We start from the raw sequence: 18,196 nt of genomic DNA, 5'->3' as shown, positions 1-18,196 counted from the left end.
CAGCGCACGTAACGCACGTCAGACTGTTGCGTTGCGCAACGGTGTTCGGGTGGGGTCGACGTCGGGTGGTGGTGTCCACCACGGCACGCCGTCTTGCATGTGGCAGGTCCAGCCCCATCGCCCGAAGTTGCGGTGGTGGTGCCCGCAGAGCAGGGTGAGGTTGTCGATTTCGGTCTCGCCGTCGTACAGCCAGTCCAGGACGTGGTGTCGTTGGCACCACTGCGGTGGGATCCGGCAGTCGGGGAACGAGCAGTGAACGTCGCGGGCGATCAACGCTTTGGTCTGGCCGGCGCTGGCCAGGCGTTTCGTTCGGCCGTGGGACAGGACGCCGCCGGCGTCGTTGAGGACGACGGGGATGATCTCGGCTTCGGCCGCCAGGTTCAGCAGTTCCGCCACGGACATGTCGCCACCGTGGGAGGTGTGGACGCGTCCGGTCCGGGTCTCGAGGTCCTTGACGGTCATGGTGACGACGAGGGTGGTGGGGACGCCGCCGGAGTCGGGCAGGGTGCCGGAGCGCAGGAACCGGTCGCACAGTTCTTCCAGGGCGTCGTGCAGGCGGACGTCCGCGGCGCGGGTGTCGGGGCCGTGGCCGTCGTCGGGTCGCGGTGCCGCCAGCGGCGACAGCACGGTCTGCAGCTTGGCGAACAGCCCGGCGGTGAGGTTCCCGCGTAGGACGCCGGCACCGTCGTCGTTCTGGTGCAGCCGCAGGGACCGGCGGCGGCGGTGGGCTTCGTCGCGGGGTTTCGGTCCGTCCTGGTCGAGCGTGTCGCGCAGGTCGCGGCCGAGTGTGGCGACGTCGGTCGGGTCGTACTTCCGCGCCACGTCCAGTAGTTCGCGTTCGGCGGCGTCGACGACCTCGACCGGGAGTCCGACGGGCAGGGCGTCGACGGCCCGGTCGATGGTGTGGGCGTGGTCGGCGGTGATCAACCCGGCGGTCTGGGCAGCGGCGACGTGCGGTCGCAGCGGCGGCAGTGGTTCCCCGGTCAACGTAACCCGTGGGGCGCAGCCGTTGGCGGTGCGCACACGTCGTTTCGCTTCGGCGGGCCGGATGCGTAGGGCACCGGCCAGCCAGGCCGCGGTGGACCGGGCGCCCGTGCGTTCGATCGTGTCGGGTCGCCGTTCGATCTCGGCGATCAACGCCTGATCACACGAGGCGAGCACGTTCATCGCGGCCTGCAGTTCGTGGATTGCGCCGAGGACCTCATGACCTTCCGCCTCGCGTACCGCGGTGGGGATCAGCGCCGCGAGTGTGTCGACCTGCGCGCGGAGGGCCGCGACCTGGTCGAGCATCGACAGCGACTTCTCTCGCTTGCCGTGTTCGACATCGTCCATCGCGGTGAGGATGGCCTGCGCCTGGTCGGAGAGCACGAATCCGTCGTCGGTCTCGAGGAACACCGGCTCGCACGGCACCCACTCGTAGAGGATTGGGGCTGATTCGTGCATGTGTTCGAGTGTACTCATTGCGGTCGGAAAGTCAATGATTTGCTGCTGATTCTCCGGCCAGAAGTTGCGCGCGGGCTGGGTTCCGTGAGAACTGCGGTGAGGGTCCCCGACCTGCCGGGGTGGTCCCGTGGACCAGTCCGTCCTGCGTGCTCGGCTCGCGTTCCGCACGCCGTTCACCTGCCTGTGGTCACCCTGCGCTCTTCCCGAAAGGCAGGCACAAGCAGGCACACGGGAAACGGGACCGTCGGCCAACCGCGGGAGACGAACTGGTCCACCACACCACGCACGGGTGCCGGGTACCCCTACTCCGTACTTCTCTCGAAACCCGACCCCGCGCAACCGGGCGCTGGCGAACGGAGAACTGTTCACGCATCGCGTGTCCGCTGCGGTCACGCCGGGCACTAGTTCCGAGAGAACTGCGATGAGCGTCCCCCAGCTGATGGCGTGGTCGACGGGACCAGACCAGCTCTCGCTCTCGGCGCACCCGCCGCGCGCCGTCCGCCTGTCTGTGGTCACCTCCCGCTCTTCTCGGAACGACACCACAAGCAGGTAGACAGCCAGCGCAGGGTGACTCGACATCGCAGGGCGGACTGGTCCACGGCACCACCCACGAGGGTCGGGTACCCCTACTCGCACTTCTCTCGAAACCCGACCCGCGCGCAACCGGCGCCGGAGGAGGAGAACTGCTCACGCATCGCGTGTCCGTGGCGGTCACGCCGTGCACCAGTTCCGAGAGAACTGCGATGAGGGTCCCCGACCTGACGGCGTGGGTCGACTGGACCAGACCAGCTCTCGCTCTCGGCGCACCCGCCGCGCGCCGTTCGCCTGTCTGTGGTCACCCCCCGCTCTTCTCGGAACAACACCACAAGCAGGTAGACGGCCAGCGCAGGGTGACTCGACATCGCAGGGCGGACTGGTCCACGGCACCACCCACGGGTGTCGGGTACCCCTACCCGTAGTTCTCTCGGAACCGCCGCACCACGCAGCCGGCCTGCCTGGGACTCAGCGCAGCTCACCAGGCTGAACCGGAATCGAGACGAGAGATCGTTGCATCCAGCACACGTCGTGCCAAGAGCCGCCCTTGAACCCGATGTTCCGGTACACCCCGACGTCCTCGAACCCCATCGCCCGGTGCAGCCCGATGCTGGCAGGGTTCGGCAGCGCGATGCCGGCGAGCGCCGTGACGTACCCCCGGTCGGCGAGACGCGCGAACAACACCTCGTACAACCGACGCCCGATCCCTCGGCCGCGGGCGGATCCGGCGAGGTAGACGCTCACGTCGCACGCCCAGCGGTAGGCCGCCCGTTCACGGTGGCGCGTGGCGTAGGCGTAGCCCACCACCTCGCCGTCGACCACCGCGACGAGCCAGGCGTGCGCGGCGAGCGAGGCCTCGATGCGCGCCGCGACCGTCTCGACCGACGGCACGTCCTCCTCGAACGACACGGCGGTGTCGAGCACGAACGGGGCGTAGATGCCGCGGCAGCCGGCGGCGTCGGCGGCGGTGGCCGCTCGGATCGTTGCGGTGGACAACTCAGACCGGGGGTTCGGGGTCGTACTGGATGTACCGACGCGTCTCCCGCGCCCGGTCGTACGACGACAGCCGGGCGACCAGGTGCAACCCCATGTCGATCCCCGCCGACACCCCCGCGGCGGTGATCACCGAACCGTCGTCCACGAACCGCTGGTCGGGGCGGACGTCGACGGACGGGTCGAGCGCGACCAGCTCGTCCAGCTCCGACCAGTGCGTGGTGGCCGGCCGGTTCTGCAACAGGCCCGCCGCTGCATAGAGCAACGATCCGGTGCACACCGACGTCATCACCGACGCCGTGGCGGCCAACTCGCGGATCCAGGCCAGTTCTTCGGCGTCGTTGACGAGCTCGCGGGTGCCGCGCCCGCCGGGGTAGACGACCAGCGCGAGGGGCGGTGCCGACGCCCACGAGTGTGACGGGGTGATCTGCAGCCCCTTGGCGCCCGTGACGGCCGCACCGGACCGCGACAGCGTGATCAGGGCCCAGCCGTCCTCGGGATGGTGCTGCGTCCAGGCCGCGAGGACCTCGTACGGCCCGACGGCGTCGAGCTCCTCCATGCCGTCGAAGAACGCGATCCCGATCGTCGGCATGGAGCGGAACCTAGCGCCCGACGGGTGCGAGGCCCAACGATCGTCCGACCAGGGACCGCGAGCGTGCCGCCAACTGCTCGGCGACAGCTTCGAGGGCCTGAGCCGCGGGGGAGTCGGGCGCGCCGAGCACGACCGGGACCCCGGTGTCGCCACCCTCGCGCACGCGGGTGTCGAGCGGGATCTGGCCGAGCAGCGGGACCCGCGTGCCGGTCGAGGTGGCCAGCGAGTCCGCGACGGCCTGACCGCCTCCGCTGCCGAACACCTCGTTGCGGCTACCGTCCGGCATCTCGAGCCAGGACATGTTCTCGACCACCCCGACGATCTGCTGGTGGGTCTGCAGCGCGATCGAGCCCGCACGCTCGGCGACCTCGCGGGCGGCGAGCTGCGGGGTGGTCACCACGAGCAGTTCGGCCGACGGCACCAGCTGCGCGACCGAGATCGCGATGTCGCCGGTGCCCGGCGGCAGGTCCATGAGCAGGACGTCGAGCTCGCCCCAGTAGACGTCGGCGAGGAACTGCTGCAACGCCCGGTGGAGCATCGGGCCGCGCCAGACGACGGCGGTGTTGCCCGGGGTGAACATGCCGATCGAGATGACCGAGACGTCGTGGGCGACCGGCGGGACGATCATGGAGTCGACCTGCTGGGGCTTGTCGGCGGCGCCGATCATGCGCGGTACCGAGAAGCCGTAGATGTCGGCGTCGACCACGCCGACCCGCAGTCCGCGCTTGCTCAGTGCGACGGCGAGGTTGACCGTCACCGAGGACTTGCCGACCCCGCCCTTGCCGGAGGCCACGGCGTAGACGCGGGTCTTGGAGCCGGGCTGAGCGAACGGGATCTCCCGCTCGGGGGAGTCGCCGCGCAGGCCCTTGCGCAGGCCGGCGCGCTGCTCGTCGTTCATGACCCCGAACGACAGGTCCACCGACGTGACACCCGGCACCGTGGACACGGCCGCGGTCACGTCCTTGGTGAGCTTGTCGCGCATCGGGCAGCCCGCGACGGTCAACAGGATCCGCACGGCCACCCGGCCGGGATCGCCGTCGACGCCCGGGTTCACGGACTCGACCATGCCGAGGTCGGTGATCGGCTTGCGGATCTCCGGGTCGTCGACCGCATCGAGCGCGCGGCGCACCGCGGCTTCCTCGACCGTCACCGGCGCAGTCGCGGGTTCCTGCTTGCCTTCACCACCGAAGAGACGCACAGCGACGATGGTACGGAGGCGGCCGACGGGCTCGTGGTGTCCGTCGACACCCCCACCGGTCGGGCATCCGATTGGACAGCATCTCGCCAGGAACGCAAAGATCCGTCCTGTATGTCGTCAGCAACCGGTAACACCGAGGAGAACGTATGAGCGACCGCCCCCAGGACCAGGGCGGGTCGGACGGTCAGCCGTCCGGTCAGGGCGGTCCTCCGACTCCCTACCCCGGCGCGGGCGACCAGCCCCCGTCGCTGACCAAGGGCGGCGACTCCACCCCGGCACCGAGCTACGGCTACGGCCCGCCGTCGTACAGCGGCGACACGCCGCCGGCCCAGCCCGGCCTCGGCGACCAGCCCGGCTACGGCGGCCAGCCGTCGTACAGCGACCAGTCGGTGCCCTACGGCGCCGGTCCGCAGCAGACGAACTACGACGCCCCGACCGCCGGCTACGACCAGCAGGGCTCGTTCACCCCACCGCCGCCCGGCCCGGCCGGCGGCTACGGCGCGTACGGCCCGCCCGCGGGCACCGGCCCCTACGGCTCGCCGCCGCCGAAGAAGAAGCGCACCGGTCTGGTCATCGGCCTCATCGCCGGCGGACTGGTGGTCGTCATCGCACTGGTCATCGGTCTGGTCGCGATCCTCGCGGGCGGCGGCGGCAAGCCGTCGGAGACCGTGCAGGCCTACCTGCAGGCCCTCTCCGACGGCGACGCCGCGAAGGCCCTCGAGCAGGGCGAGAAGCCGCCGGACACCACCTTCGCCACGAGCGACGCGCTCAAGGCGCAGCAGGAGATCGCGAAGATCACCGACATCGACGTGAGCGAGGGCTACAGCGGCAGCCGCAGCGCCCGGGTGTCGGCCACCTACAAGTTCGGCGACAAGCAGGCCGATGAGTCGTTCACGCTGACCAAGATCGGCGGGAAGTGGAAGCTCGACGACGTCGTCTACCCGATCGACCTCACCGGCCTCGACGACGTCCCCGGGCTCACGCTGATGGGCATCGACGCGGGCGACAAGAACAAGGCCTACGTGTTCCCCGGCCCGCTCGTGTGGGGCTCGTCCAACGAGTACCTCAGCGTCACCGAGTCCGAGCCGGACGACTTCACCCTCAGCCCGGCCGACGGCTCGTTCTCGTTCTCCACGCTCGAGACCGGGCTCTCGGACGCCGGTGAGAAGGCGGTCGCCGAGGCCGTGACCACGTTCATCGACGACTGCGCCAAGGAGAAGTCGCTGACGCCGGAAGGCTGCCCGCAGCGCGAGTACGACTACGAGGCGGTCGACGGCACGGCGACCTGGAAGGCGCCCGGCGACCTCAGCGCGCTGGAGTACCGCACCAGCAGCCCGGTCACCGAGGTGTACGTCAGCGGAACGCTGACCTGGTCGGTGAGCTACACCGCCGAGGACTACGACGGCAAGCGCACCACCAAGACCGCGAACAACGTCGACGGGTCGCTCTACGGCACCGTCGACCTCACGCAGGACCCGCCGGTCTACTCGGAGTGAACGTCCGCCGCGTCCGGCGGTGGTGTGCGGTTCTTCTTCTTGCCGCCACCGCCGCCGCGCGCGGGTTCGGCCAGACGCTGGAGCTCTGAGCGCAGGAAGTCGCGGGTGGCGACCTCGCCCAGCGCGACGCGGATGGCCGCGATCTCGCGGGCGAGGTACTCGACCTCGGCCTTGTTCTGCGCCGCGACCTGCCGGTCGTCGTCCATGTTGATGCGGTCGCGGTCGTCCTGGCGGTTCTGGGCCAGCAGGATCAGCGGGGCCGCGTAGGCCGCCTGCAGCGACAGGATCAGCGTGAGGAACGTGAAGGTGTACGGGTCGAACTGCCAGGACTTCGGCGCCGCGACGTTGTAGACGATCCAGATCACGATGAGGATCGACTGGATCACCAGGTACCGGCCGGTGCCGAGGAACCGCGCGATCGTCTCGGTGGTGCGGCCGAAGCTCTCGGCGTCGTAGCTGACCAACGGCGCGCGCCGCTGCGTGACCGGCTGGTCGAGGCGCGTCCGGTTCCCCCGCCGCCCGCCGTCAGCCACGGATCACGTCCTGGTCGGAGTCGAAGCTCTCGCGCCAGTCCTCCGGCAGCAGGTGGTCCAGCACGTCGTCGACCGAGACCGCACCGAGGAGCCGGTCGTTGTCGTCGACCACCGGCACCGCCACCAGGTTGTAGACGGCGAGGTGACGGGTGACGACGTCGATCGAGGCGTCCGGCGACAACGCGCCGGTGTCGGTCTCGACGACCCCGCTCACCAACGACGACGGCGGCTCCCGCAGCAGCCGCTGCAGGTGCGCCACACCGAGGAAACGACCGGTCGGGGTGGCCTGCGGCGGGCGCGCGACGTAGACCTGCGCCGCCAGGGCGGGGGACAGGTCGGGGTTGCGCACCCGCGCGAGCGCCTCGGCCACGGTGGCGTCGGGAGCCATGATGACCGGTTCGGTGGTCATGAGCCCGCCGGCCGTCAGGTCGCCGTAGCTCATCAACCGCCGCACCGGGGCGGCCTCCTCGGGTTCCATGAGGCGCAGCAGGCGTTCCTGCTCGTCCGCCGGCATCTCACCGAGCAGGTCGGCGGCGTCGTCGTCGTCCATCGCCTCGAGGACGTCGGCGGCGCGTTCGTCGGCCAGGGCGCCGAGGATGTCCACCTGCTCGTCCTCGGGCAGTTCGGCCATGACGTCGGCGAGGCGTTCGTCGTCGAGCGCGGCGACGACCTCGCGCCGGCGCTTGTCGGTCATGTCGCCGAGCTGACTGGCGAGGTCGGCCGGACGCAGGCCGGCGAGGACCGCCAGCAGCGCGTCCGTGCCCTGCTGGCCGCCCCGCAGGTCCTCGTCGACGGCGAGCCCGCGCACCTCGTCCCAGTCGACCTGCCAGAGCTGGCGTCCGCGCCCCAGCCGACCGCCGGCGCGGCGCACCGCCAACCGGTCCAGCTGCCAGTCGCGGGTGCGGGTGAGTTCCATCCCGGCGTCGACGATGGTGACGCGGGAGCCGTCCTCGGCGAGGGTGACGGCGCGGTCGAGCAGTTCGCCCACCACCATCAGCTCGCCCGGACGCTGTTCGTAGCGGCGCATGTTGACCGTGCCGCTCGCGAGCACAACGGCGTCGTTCTCGATGCGGGTGACCCGGCCCATGGGCACGAACACGCGGTGGCGGTGCTGGATCTCGACCACGAGCCCGAGGACCCGCGGTGGCTGCGAGCCGAGTCGGAGGTTGACGGTGACGTCGCGGACCCGCCCCAGCTGGTCGCCTGACGGGTCGAAGACCCCGATGCCCGCGAGGCGGGCCACGAACACCCGCGTCGCAGTCACGCGGGCAGCCTACGGCTGGCAGGTTGCGACCGGTCGCATGTGAGGGTGGACGCAGGAAGGTGGCCTTCCGCGATGGGGTCGGGCACGGTGTCCGTCATGGTCGTTCCCGTCATCGCCGACGCCCCCGCACTGAATGGACTCGGCCCAGCCCGCACCCTGCGCCCGCGGCGCTCGTGCCTCGCGGTGCCGGGGAGCAACCCTCGCTTCCTGGAGAAGGCCAAGGGCCTCGACGTCGACCAGGTCTTCCTCGACCTCGAGGACGCCTGCGCCCCGCTGGTCAAGCCCGAGGCCCGCGGCAACATCGTCGCGGCGCTCAACGAGGGCGGGTGGGGCGAGAAGATCCGCGTCGTGCGGGTCAACGACCTCACGACGCACTGGACCTACCGCGACGTCATCGAGGTGGTCGAGGGCGCGGGCGCCAACCTCGACGCCATCATGCTGCCGAAGGTGCAGACGGCCGCCCAGGTCCAGTGGCTGGACATGCTGCTCAGCCAGGTCGAGAAGACCATGGGCTACGAGGTCGGCCGCATCGGCATCGAGGCCCAGATCGAGAACGCCACCGGCCTCATCAACGTCAACGAGATCGCCTTCGCCTCGCCCCGCATCGAGACCATCGTCTTCGGCCCGGCCGACTTCATGGCCTCCATCAACATGAAGACCCTCGTGGTCGGCGAGCAGCCCGCCGGCTACACCCAGGGCGACGCGTACCACTACATCTACATGCAGATCCTCATGGCGGCGCGGGCTCGCGGCGTGCAGGCCATCGACGGTCCGTACCTGCAGATCCGTGATGTCGACGGCTTCCGCGCGGTGGCCGAACGCTCGGCGGCGCTGGGCTTCGACGGCAAGTGGGTGCTGCACCCGGGTCAGGTCGACGCCGCGAACGAGGTGTACTCGCCCGGACAGGACGACTACGACCACGCCGAGCTCATCCTCGACGCGTACGAGTGGGCAACCTCCGAGGCGGGCGGCAAGAAGGGCTCGGCGATGCTCGGCGACGAGATGATCGACGAGGCCAGCCGCAAGATGGCGCTGGTCGTGGCGGGCAAAGGCCGCGCCGCCGGCATGCAGCGCACGACCACTTTCACCCCGCCCGAGAGCTGATCGAGGCGGCCGGCGGCACCTCGAGGTCTCGTCCGGCGCACGCCCGAACGTGCAGGTAACCTCTCCCGGTGCGCTCGCTGAAGATCGTCGTCCCGTCCCTGCTCGCGACCGGTGCCCTCTTGCTCACCGGCTGCTCGTCCACCGACGAAGGATCCGGTAGCCCCGCAGGCGCCTCGCGCGCCGCGAGCGGCAGCAGTTCGGCCTCCACTCCGCAGAAGCCCAGCGACGCCAAGTCGTTCGTGTCCGACTCGCTCGACGCGTTCGAGAAGGCGCCCGCGGCGCACGTGTCCGGATCGGGTGAGTCCGACGGCGAGTCGATCGCCCTCGACCTCAAGTACGGCGCGGACGTCGCGATCGGCACGCTGACGCTCGCGGGCAAGGAAGTCGAGATCAGCAAGGTCGAGGGCGGCACCGTGTACTTCAAGGCCGGCGCGGACTTCTGGACCAGCGTCGGTGTCCCCGACAGTGCGGTGGCCACGCTCGACGGCAAGTACGTCCAGATCGACTCGACCACGCAGGGCTTCTCCGACCTCGCCAAGCTGCTCGACCGCAACCAGTTCGCCGACGCGTTCCGTCCGGACGACAGCGACCTGGACGGCGCCGAGGTCGGCGGTCCGAAGGAGGTCAACGGCGTCTCGTGCTGGTCGGTCGAGGACTCCGACGGCAAGGGCGCGTTCTACGCCGCGGCGGAGGGCGACCCGCTCCCCGTCCAGCTCAAGGCCGGCACCGAGGGCACGTTCGACTTCGACGGCTACACCGACACCGTCGACGTTCCCACGCCGGATCCCGCCGACGTCGTCAAGCTCCCGTCCTCCTGACCTGCGCCGCGCTCGCCGACCGGAGCCGGTGTGACCTGACCGCGTGAGGCACCGGTCACGCCGCGGTGGTGGATCGGCGCTGTCCTCCGGATACTGCTCGGTAACTTCCGGGCGGTCGGACCGCCCCGACGCCGACGTCGAAGGAGCCCACCGATGGCCAAGCTCGCGCAGACCGCTGGTCTCACCGACATGCAGAAGGAGATCCTGTCGACGGTCAGGGACTTCGTCGACAAGGAAATCCTGCCGTACGCCACGGATCTCGAGCACAAGGACGAGTACCCGGCGGCCATCATCGAGGGCATGGCCGAGATGGGCCTGTTCGGCCTGATGATCGACGAGCAGTACGGCGGCCTCGGTGAGTCACTGCTGACCTACGCGCTGGTGGTCGAGCAGATCGCCCGCGGCTGGATGAGCGTGTCCGGGGTCATCAACACCCACTTCATCGTGGCCTACATGATCGCCCGCCACGGCACCGACGAGCAGAAGCAGCGGCTGCTGCCGAAGATGGCCACCGGCGAGGTGCGCGGCGCGTTCTCGATGTCCGAGCCGGACCTCGGTTCCGACGTCGCGGCCATCAAGACCAGCGCCAAGCCGGACGGTGACGGCTTCGTGCTCAACGGTCAGAAGATGTGGCTGACCAACGGCGGGCAGTCGCGGGTGGTGGCGACGCTGGTGAAGGACGACCTCGGCGCGGACTCGGTCTACCGGAACATGACCACGTTCCTCATCGAGAAGGAAGCCGGGTTCGGCGAGACCCGGCCCGGCCTGACCATCCCCGGCCGCATCGACAAGATGGGCTACAAGGGTGTCGAGACCACCGAGATGATCCTCGACGGCGTGCAGCAGACCGCCGACGACGTCCTCGGCGGACCCGACGCCCGGGGCAAGGGCTTCTACCAGATGATGGACGGCGTCGAGGTCGGACGCGTCAACGTCGCAGCGCGGGCCTGTGGCATCTCGATCCGAGCCTTCGAACTGGCCGTGGCCTACGCCCAGCAGCGGCGAACCTTCGGCAAGCCGATCGCGGAGCACCAGGCCATCGCGTTCAAGCTGGCCGAGATGGCCACCAAGGTCGAGGCCGCGCACCTGATGATGGTCAACGCCGCCCGGTTGAAGGACGCCGGACAGCGCAACGACGTCGAGGCCGGCATGGCCAAGCTCATCGCGTCGGAGTACTGCGCCGAGGTCACCCAGGACTCGTTCCGCATCCACGGTGGCTACGGCTACTCCAAGGAGTACGAGATCGAGCGGCTCATGCGCGAGGCGCCGTTCCTGCTCATCGGTGAGGGCACCAGCGAGATCCAGAAGACGATCATCAGCCGCGGCCTGCTCAAGGAGTACAAGGCACGGTGAGCAGTAGCGTCCTCCCGGTGACGGGCGGACGCGTGGTGGTCGTGGGATCGGCGAACGTCGACCTGGTGCTCCGGGTCGACCACGTGGTGGCGCCGGGGGAGACACTGCTCGCGGCCGGGTCCGCACGTGGCGCGGGCGGCAAGGGCGCGAACCAGGCGGTCGCCGCGGCACGGGCCGGAGCTGACGTCGCGTTCATCGGTGCAGTCGGCAACGATCCTGACGGCGGGCTCTCCCGGGACGCGCTCGACGCGGCCGGGGTCGACACCACCCGGCTGCGCGCCGTCGACGCCCCCACCGGGCTGGCCGTGGTGTCGGTCGCGGTCGACGGTGAGAACGCCATCGTCGTCGTGCCGGGCGCGAACCACACCCTCGACGAACTCGGTGACGGCGACCGCGACCTGCTCGCGACCGCAGCGGTAGCACTGTTCCAACTGGAGATCCCGCTGCCGTTCGTGACCGCGGCCGCCCGCCTGGTCGACGGTCTGGTCGTCCTCAACGCCGCCCCCGCCACCGCCCTGCCCGACGACCTCGTCGACGCCGTCGACGTGTTGGTCGTCAACGAGGGCGAGGCGGCGGTGCTCGGCGAGGCCGTCCTCGGTCGCGTGCCCGCGGTCGTCACCACGCTCGGCGCCGAGGGGTGTGTGCTGCAACTGCGGGGCGAGCCCGGACTGCGGGTGGCGGCCGAACGCGTCGAGGTCGTCGACACGACCGGGGCGGGCGACGCGTTCTGCGGTGCGCTCGCCGCGGCGCTCGCCGACGGCCGGGAGTGGCCCGACGTGTTGCACCATGCAACGACGGCGGCGGCGCGGGCCGTCGCGTCGGCCGGCGCTCAGGGCTGACGCAGCAGCGTCGCCGCGGCATCGGCCGCGGCGAGCGCTGTGCCGTTGCCCCGACGGTGCGACTCCATCGCCACCTCGGCGAACTTGATGGCGTGTTCGTCGCCGGTGTCGACCGCCGCCGCGACCACGTCGGCCGGGGTGACGCCCGGGGACGGCCACGGGTCGGCGGGCCGGCCGGGAGCCGGGCGGTACATGCCGGCTATCGCAGCGCTCGTCGCCCAGGCGTGGTGCAGGGTGCTCACCCACCGCTCGTGCGGCAACGACGGCAGCACGAGCAGCGCGGCGCGCGGCGCCGTGGCCATGTGCACGAGCATCGTCGGGTTCGAGGGCGCCCACGACGCGAAGCGCGTCACCGCGGTGTCGACGAGGTCAATCAGCGCAGCCGGGACCCCCGCCGGGTCGGGCACGTCGCGGGCGATGCCGACAGCGTCCGCCCAGGCCGGGTCGGACGTCAGGACCGCCGCGCGGGCCCGGACACCGCCGGTGTCGGGCACGCCGGGCAGGGCGTCGAACGCCGCGGCGAACGAGGAGTGCCCGGCCGGCCGGGTCGGTGGCAACGGCAACCACCGCGCCGCCCAGTAGCCCAGCGCCTGACCGAGTTCGCTGACGCGCTCGGGGGTCTCCCGCTCCCGCAGCGCCCGGACGACGTGCCCGGTGCGGATGAGCGGGTGGGTCGCGGACGCGACCGAACCCGGTGCGAGCCGGGGGAACCAGGTGACGAGGACGTCGGTCCACGACGCCTCGGCGAGGGCGCGGGCGAAGTACTGCAGCCAGTCACCCAGTCGCGACGGGTCCCCGAGCGGATCCCGCCAGGCATCGGGGGTGATCGCGAACCGCGCGGACGGCAGGTCCTCGAGCTTGCCGAGGTAGTCGTCGGCCCAGTGTTCGACGTCGTCGGCGTGGCCGGTGCGCACCAGTGCGTCGGCCGCCATGGGGCCGTGGTTGGACAACCAGCCCTCGAACTCCGGGCCGGTGCGGTGGAACCGGGTGAGGGCCTCGTCGTACTCGTCGCCTGGCATCGCCCCAGTAGACGACCTCCAGTGGGGTTGAGGTCAAGGCCGTTGAGTTACCGTCCGGGAGTGACCTGGCGGGTGCGGCTGGCCGTCGCCGCGGTGGTGGCCGCGGCGCTGCTCCCCGCTGTCGCCGCGGACGCCGCGCCGGCGCGTCCCCTGCTGGTCACGGGATACGTCGAGAGCGGTGACGGTCCCGCAGCCGTCACACCCAGCCTCGGCGCGCTCACGACGCTCGGCGTCGACGGCGTCAACATCAGCGCCACGGGCACGGCCGTCGGCGCACCCGACGCCGCCTCGAAGCGGCTGCTGAGCCAGGCCCACGCGCACGGCCGGTCGGCCGAGCTGCTGGTGGGCAACTTCTCCTCCGCGCTCGGCGACTTCGACGAGCGGGCCGCGCACCGGCTGCTCACCTCACCCACGAACCGGGCCGCCGTCGTCCGCGCACTGGTCGGGTACGCGGCCGCGGGCTGGGACGGCATCCACCTCGACTTCGAGTCCCTGGCGGCGGGCGACCGCGCCGGACTGACCGCGTTCTCCCGCGAGCTGCGGCAGGCGTTGCCCAGCGGCACGACCCTCGCCATGGCCGTCATGGCCGCGGACTCGATCGCCGGGTACCGGGCGACGGGGTACGACCTGCCGGCGCTCGCCCGCTCGCTCGACCGTGTGGTGCTCATGGCCTACGACCAGCACGGGCCGGGGTGGACCGCCGCCGGCCCGGTCGGCGGGCTGCCGTGGGTGCGCCGGGTGTTGACCGCCCTGCTGTCGCAGGTCCCCGCCGGGCAGGTCGATCTCGGCGTCGCGGGTTACGGCTACAGCTGGCCGACGTCGGGCGACGGCCGGCAGTGGTCCGACACCGGAGCCCGGGCGACGGCCGTCGACCCGCGGTGGGATGCACGACAGGGCGAGTGGCACGGCCGGCTCGACGGCGGCGGGCAGATCTGGTGGTCCGACCACCGGTCCCTGGTGCTCCGCGAACGCCTCGCGCGGCAGGCCGGCCTGCACGGTGTGGCCGTCTGGTCGCTCGGGCTCTCCGATCCAGTCAGCTGACGGTGACCTTCTTCCACGTCCCGGGAGTGCCGGCCCTGGTACAGAGGTAGAGGCCGCCGACCTGGTCGACGTACAGCTCGCCGATGGCGTGGGCGCCGGAGGTGGGTTTGCCGGTCTTCTTGCTCGGCACCAGCCGCAGCGGCGCGCGTCCTCCCTTCGCCTGGATGCCCAACCCCAGCGCCGAGTTCGCGTCGACGGCTGACCCGCCGCCGCCCGCGACGGCCTCGAGTCCGGTGCCCGACGTCGAGGCCGCCAACACCCCGGTACCGACCGGTGAAGACCCGACGACCCCGGCGTGGTCGGCGGAGTTGGTCGTCGCGTAGACGCCGTAGTAGGTCTCGGAGTCAGCTCGGACGGCCACGTCCTCCTGGCTGGCCGCCTTGAGGCCGTAACTGGTGAGGCTCTGGGCGTACACGCCACAGTTGTTCGCCGACAGGCCGGACACAGCTGACGAGTTCTTGGAGTCGCCCATGACCGCCGCGCGCTGACCGAACGTGCCGTCGAAGACCCCGGAAGCCGGACCGAGCCGACCGAAGAAGCCGATGCTGGTGCCGTTCGGGTCGTCGTTGACCACCGCGAACGGCGAGGAGTTCAGGCCGGTGTTCGACTGGACGGTCGTGATCGTCCCCCCGCCGTCGTTGATCGCGCCGAGCACCACCGCGTTGCCGGGGGCGGCCGCGGCGGGGGCGGCCGTCGTCACCTGGGTGGCGACCAGGCCGGCCGCGCCACCCACGGCCGCGGCGAGCAGCCCGCGGCGACTCACCGGCTTCGGGGCCGGCTCGCTCGGTGGCGGCGCGTCGAGTCGGGCTTCGAGGTCGGCGAGACGGGTGCGTAGTGCAACGATCTCGGCGCGGAGGTCGTCGTCGGTCATACGAGAGCCACCTTCTTCCAGGTGCCGGGCGTGCCGGCGACGGTGCAGAGGAACAGGACGCCCGCCTTGTCGACGTAGAGCTCGCCCAGGACGTGGCTGCCGGTGGTGGGCTTGCCGGCCTTCGCGCTCGGCACCAACCGCAGCGGCGCCCGGCCGCCCTTGGCGACGACGCCGTAGCCCTTGTTCGACGTGGCGTCGACGCCCGGTGCGGTGCCGTCGCCGGTCGCCTGGACCCCGGTGCCACTGGAGGAGTAGGCGTGCACCCCGGTGCCCGAGGTCGAGCGGCCGTAGGCGCCGTCGCCCGTGGAGCTGACGCCGTGCACGCCGACGAGCGGGGCCTCGCCGTAGACGCCCTCCCCGGCGGCCGAGCTGCCGTCGACACCCCGGCCGGAGGTCGAGAAGCCCTGCACACCGGCGGATCCGCTGCCGCCGTCCGCGTACCCCCGGACCCCGATCGCGAGCCCGGCACCCAAGATGCCCGGCTCGACGGTGCTCGAGGTCGTGCCGTAGACGCCCGACGCGCTCACGGACTTGCCGAGGACGCCGTCGTTGAACTGGCTCAGCCCCGTGACGCCCCGGCGGAAGCGGCTGTCACCGGTGACTGCGCCCGTGGCGCTCGGCACGACGAGCCCGCTCTGGTCGCCCAGTTGCCCGTACACGGCCAGGCTGCCACCACCCGTGTCCGGGTTGATGACACCGAGCGCGGCCGCGTTGGTGCCAGTGGCCGAGGTGATGATCGTGACGGCCGTGCCGCCGTCGTTGGCCGCGCCGAGGACGACGCTGTTGCCGGGCGCGGCCGCGGCGGGCGACGCCGTCGTCACCTGGGCCGCCACCAGACCGGCGCCGCCGGCGACGGCCGCGGCGAGCAGGCCCCGACGACTCACCCGCCCCGCCGCGGTCGCGGGCGGGATGGTCGTCGCCGGTTGCGGCTGGTGCGCCTCGAGCGCGGCGAGTCGGGTCCGCAGCGCGTCGATCTCCGCGCGCAGGTCGTCATCGGTCATCACGGACCGCCTTCCCTCGGGTGCCGGGTCGCGCGGACGGTAACCCGCCGCCGATGTCAGGCACCAGGAAGCGAAAGGGCAGCATCCTGCAAACCGGGGCTCGGTTCGTGACGTACCAGACGCCGGAGGGTCGCTCGGGCGGCGACCTCGCGGGTAAAGTTAGTTCCACTAACTAATCGCTACGTCTCGAACCGAGGATGCCGTGACCTCGTCCACCACCACCGCGCCGCCGAAGCGCCGGATGACCGTCGACGCCGACCACCCCCGCTACAAGTGGGTCGCGCTGTCCAACACCACGCTCGGCGTGCTGATGGCGACGATCAACAGCTCGATCGTCATCATCAGCCTCCCCGACATCTTCCGGGGGATCGGCCTCAACCCGCTGGAGCCCGGCAACGTCAGCTACCTGCTCTGGATGCTCATGGGCTTCCTGCTCGTGACGGCCGTCCTGGTCGTCTCGCTCGGGCGTCTCGGCGACATCTACGGTCGGGTCCGCATCTACAACCTAGGCTTCGTGGTCTTCACCATCGGCTCCATCGCCCTGGTGTTCGACCCGTGGAAGGCCGGTGGCGGCGCGCTGTGGCTGATCCTCTGGCGGGTCGTGCAGGGCGTGGGCGCCGCGATGCTGTTCGCGAACTCCACCGCGATCCTCACCGACGCGTTCCCCTCGAACCGTCGCGGTTTCGCCCTCGGCATCAACCAGGTCGCGGCGATCGGCGGGTCGTTCATCGGCCTCATCGTCGGCGGGTTGCTGGCGCCCATCAACTGGCGCCTGGTGTTCTTCGTGTCCGTCCCGTTCGGCCTGCTCGGCACCATCTGGTCCTACAAGAGCCTCCGGGAGACCTCGACCCGCAGCAGTGCGCGCGTCGACTGGTGGGGCAACGCGCTGTTCGCCGTCGGACTCACGGCGCTGCTCGCCGGGATCACCTACGGCATCCAGCCCTACGGCGGTCACAACATGGGGTGGACCAACCCGTGGGTGCTCGCGGGCCTCATCGGCGGCGCCGCCGTCCTCGTCGTGTTCGGCGTGGTCGAGACCAAGGTCGTCGACCCGATGTTCGACATGAGCCTGTTCAAGATCCGCTCGTTCGCCGCCGGCAACCTCGCGGGCCTGCTCGCCTCGGTCGGTCGCGGCGGTCTGCAGTTCATGCTGATCATCTGGCTGCAGGGCATCTGGCTCCCGCTGCACGGCTACTCGTTCGAGAAGACCCCGTTGTGGGCGGGCATCTTCCTGCTCCCGCTGACGGTCGCGTTCCTCATCGTCGGGCCGGTGTCGGGCACGTTGTCCGACCGGTTCGGGGCCAAGTGGTTCTCCACCGGCGGCCTGGTCCTCGTCGCGCTGAGCTTCCTCGGCCTCATGCTGCTGCCGACCGACTTCAACTACTGGGCCTTCGCCGGGCTGCTGGTGCTCAACGGCATCGGCTCGGGCATGTTCTCCTCGCCGAACACCACCGGGATCATGAACAGCGTCCCGGCCAGGAGCCGCGGTGCGGCCGCAGGCATGCGCGGTACGTTCTTCAACGCCGGAACCTCCGTGTCCATCGGCATCTTCTTCACGCTCATGATCATCGGTCTGAGCTCGACGCTCCCGAAGGCGCTGTCAGGTGGCCTCGCGGGGCAGGGCGTTCCGCAGGGTGTCGCCGACCAGATCGGGCAGGCCCCGCCGGTGGGATCGCTGTTCGCCGCGTTCCTCGGCTACAACCCGATCCAGACGCTCCTGGGTGACGTGCCGGCGAGCCAGCTGCAGGGCGCCGACACCGCGACCCTCACCAGCAAGACCTTCTTCCCGAACCTCATCGCGGGCCCGTTCCACCACGGCCTGGTGATCGTGTTCCTCGTGGCGATCGTGATCTCGCTGATCGGTGCGGTGGCCTCGCTGTTCCGCGGCGGGCGGTACGTGCACGAGGAGCCGGTGTCGACCGATGCCGTCGAGGCCGATGCCGTCGAGGCCGAGGCCCTGCCGGACTCCGCGCCCGCGGTGCACGCCGCGAGCGAGGGCCCGGGGCGGCACGAGGTCCCCGACAGCCCGCACCCCGGTCGGCACGAGGCGCCCGGGCGACACGAGCCGGGCCAGCCGCCCGCGCGCACCGGCCGACC

At 71.0% G+C, this 18,196-nt stretch carries 16 protein-coding genes; 7 read left to right on the top strand and 9 right to left on the bottom strand.

Translation table 11 applies throughout. The features are described from left to right. Positions 1 to 18 precede the first annotated feature (18 nt). The 4 genes from ACXR2U_RS05635 to ACXR2U_RS05620 form a co-directional block, all read right to left on the bottom strand. Entirely contained in the window at positions 19 to 1,443 is a 1,425-nt protein-coding gene (locus tag ACXR2U_RS05635; RefSeq protein WP_458823956.1) for an HNH endonuclease signature motif containing protein, read from the bottom strand. Positions 1,444 to 2,445: 1,002 nt separating this feature from the next. Continuing rightward, on the bottom strand, positions 2,446 to 2,973 hold the full coding sequence (locus ACXR2U_RS05630; protein WP_458823955.1) for an arsinothricin resistance N-acetyltransferase ArsN1 family B: 528 nt from the start codon (positions 2,971 to 2,973) through the stop codon (positions 2,446 to 2,448). A gap of 1 nt (position 2,974) precedes the next feature. Then, positions 2,975 to 3,562 (bottom strand): DJ-1/PfpI family protein, encoded by a 588-nt coding sequence (locus ACXR2U_RS05625; RefSeq protein ID WP_458823954.1) that lies wholly within the window; start codon positions 3,560 to 3,562, stop codon positions 2,975 to 2,977. Between the two features lie 10 nt (positions 3,563 to 3,572). Continuing rightward, positions 3,573 to 4,712, bottom strand: a complete 1,140-nt coding sequence (locus ACXR2U_RS05620) for an Mrp/NBP35 family ATP-binding protein (protein ID WP_458824055.1) — start codon at positions 4,710 to 4,712, stop codon at positions 3,573 to 3,575. A gap of 194 nt (positions 4,713 to 4,906) precedes the next feature. Here ACXR2U_RS05620 and ACXR2U_RS05615 point away from each other — a divergent pair, with 194 nt between their 5' ends. Further along, positions 4,907 to 6,256, top strand: a complete 1,350-nt coding sequence (locus tag ACXR2U_RS05615; RefSeq protein WP_458823953.1) for an Rv0361 family membrane protein — start codon at positions 4,907 to 4,909, stop codon at positions 6,254 to 6,256. Here the strand turns inward: ACXR2U_RS05615 and ACXR2U_RS05610 are convergent. After that, a complete protein-coding gene (locus tag ACXR2U_RS05610) occupies positions 6,244 to 6,789 on the bottom strand; it encodes a DUF1003 domain-containing protein (protein WP_458823952.1) in 546 nt (181 codons plus the stop codon). The two genes, ACXR2U_RS05615 and ACXR2U_RS05610, sit on opposite strands and share 13 nt — an antisense overlap. Further along, positions 6,782 to 8,053 carry a magnesium transporter MgtE N-terminal domain-containing protein gene (locus ACXR2U_RS05605; protein WP_458823951.1) on the bottom strand — a complete coding sequence of 424 codons (1,272 nt, stop codon included), beginning with the start codon at positions 8,051 to 8,053 and terminating at the stop codon, positions 6,782 to 6,784. Before ACXR2U_RS05605 ends, ACXR2U_RS05610 begins: the two co-directional genes overlap by 8 nt. Positions 8,054 to 8,149: 96 nt before the next feature. Between ACXR2U_RS05605 and ACXR2U_RS05600 the strand changes: the two genes are divergently transcribed. From ACXR2U_RS05600 to ACXR2U_RS05585, 4 genes are all read left to right on the top strand, one after another. Then, complete coding sequence (locus tag ACXR2U_RS05600; RefSeq protein ID WP_458823950.1) at positions 8,150 to 9,157, top strand: HpcH/HpaI aldolase/citrate lyase family protein; 1,008 nt, start codon at positions 8,150 to 8,152, stop codon at positions 9,155 to 9,157. A 68-nt stretch (positions 9,158 to 9,225) separates the two neighbouring features. Then, positions 9,226 to 9,975 (top strand): hypothetical protein, encoded by a 750-nt coding sequence (locus ACXR2U_RS05595; protein WP_458823949.1) that lies wholly within the window; start codon positions 9,226 to 9,228, stop codon positions 9,973 to 9,975. 153 nt (positions 9,976 to 10,128) lie between these two features. After that, positions 10,129 to 11,328, top strand: a complete 1,200-nt coding sequence (locus ACXR2U_RS05590; protein WP_458823948.1) for an acyl-CoA dehydrogenase family protein — start codon at positions 10,129 to 10,131, stop codon at positions 11,326 to 11,328. A gap of 17 nt (positions 11,329 to 11,345) precedes the next feature. Beyond that, the gene (locus ACXR2U_RS05585; RefSeq protein WP_458823947.1) at positions 11,346 to 12,167 is read left to right on the top strand and encodes a PfkB family carbohydrate kinase; all 822 of its coding nucleotides are present in this window, start codon (positions 11,346 to 11,348) and stop codon (positions 12,165 to 12,167) included. Here ACXR2U_RS05585 and ACXR2U_RS05580 read toward each other — a convergent pair. Further along, positions 12,158 to 13,186, bottom strand: a complete 1,029-nt coding sequence (locus tag ACXR2U_RS05580) for a questin oxidase family protein (RefSeq protein ID WP_458823946.1) — start codon at positions 13,184 to 13,186, stop codon at positions 12,158 to 12,160. The genes ACXR2U_RS05585 and ACXR2U_RS05580 overlap by 10 nt on opposite strands. A 60-nt stretch (positions 13,187 to 13,246) precedes the next feature. On the opposite strand from ACXR2U_RS05580, the gene ACXR2U_RS05575 reads away from it, so the two are divergent. Next, on the top strand, positions 13,247 to 14,227 hold the full coding sequence (locus ACXR2U_RS05575) for a glycosyl hydrolase family 18 protein (RefSeq protein ID WP_458823945.1): 981 nt from the start codon (positions 13,247 to 13,249) through the stop codon (positions 14,225 to 14,227). On the opposite strand, the gene ACXR2U_RS05570 is transcribed toward ACXR2U_RS05575, so the two are convergent. Together ACXR2U_RS05570 and ACXR2U_RS05565 are read right to left on the bottom strand one after the other, a co-directional pair. Further along, the gene (locus ACXR2U_RS05570) at positions 14,220 to 15,098 is read right to left on the bottom strand and encodes a hypothetical protein (protein ID WP_458823944.1); all 879 of its coding nucleotides are present in this window, start codon (positions 15,096 to 15,098) and stop codon (positions 14,220 to 14,222) included. The two genes, ACXR2U_RS05575 and ACXR2U_RS05570, sit on opposite strands and share 8 nt — an antisense overlap. Beyond that, entirely contained in the window at positions 15,095 to 16,099 is a 1,005-nt protein-coding gene (locus tag ACXR2U_RS05565) for a hypothetical protein (RefSeq protein WP_458823943.1), read from the bottom strand. The genes ACXR2U_RS05570 and ACXR2U_RS05565 overlap by 4 nt, the downstream gene beginning before the upstream one ends. A 241-nt stretch (positions 16,100 to 16,340) precedes the next feature. On the opposite strand from ACXR2U_RS05565, the gene ACXR2U_RS05560 reads away from it, so the two are divergent. Next, positions 16,341 to 18,196 (top strand): MFS transporter (locus ACXR2U_RS05560; protein WP_458824053.1); only part of this gene is annotated, 1,856 nt, incomplete at its 3' end.

Source organism: Jatrophihabitans sp. YIM 134969, from assembly GCF_054456675.1.
Note: the sequence above shows the minus strand (reverse complement) of the source record. Positions and strands in the feature narration are given on the sequence as shown.

What these genes read in the sequence shown, in the direction of transcription:
- ACXR2U_RS05635 (WP_458823956.1), bottom strand. Translation starts at nt 1,443, where the DNA reads ATGCACGAATCAGCCCCAATCCTCTACGAGTGGGTGCCGTGCGAGCCG.
- ACXR2U_RS05625 (WP_458823954.1), bottom strand. Translation starts at nt 3,562, where the DNA reads ATGCCGACGATCGGGATCGCGTTCTTCGACGGCATGGAGGAGCTCGAC.
- ACXR2U_RS05615 (WP_458823953.1), top strand. Translation starts at nt 4,907, where the DNA reads ATGAGCGACCGCCCCCAGGACCAGGGCGGGTCGGACGGTCAGCCGTCC.
- ACXR2U_RS05600 (WP_458823950.1), top strand. Translation starts at nt 8,150, where the DNA reads ATGGTCGTTCCCGTCATCGCCGACGCCCCCGCACTGAATGGACTCGGC.
- ACXR2U_RS05590 (WP_458823948.1), top strand. Translation starts at nt 10,129, where the DNA reads ATGGCCAAGCTCGCGCAGACCGCTGGTCTCACCGACATGCAGAAGGAG.
- ACXR2U_RS05580 (WP_458823946.1), bottom strand. Translation starts at nt 13,186, where the DNA reads ATGCCAGGCGACGAGTACGACGAGGCCCTCACCCGGTTCCACCGCACC.
- ACXR2U_RS05570 (WP_458823944.1), bottom strand. Translation starts at nt 15,098, where the DNA reads ATGACCGACGACGACCTCCGCGCCGAGATCGTTGCACTACGCACCCGT.
- ACXR2U_RS05565 (WP_458823943.1), bottom strand. Translation starts at nt 16,099, where the DNA reads ATGACCGATGACGACCTGCGCGCGGAGATCGACGCGCTGCGGACCCGA.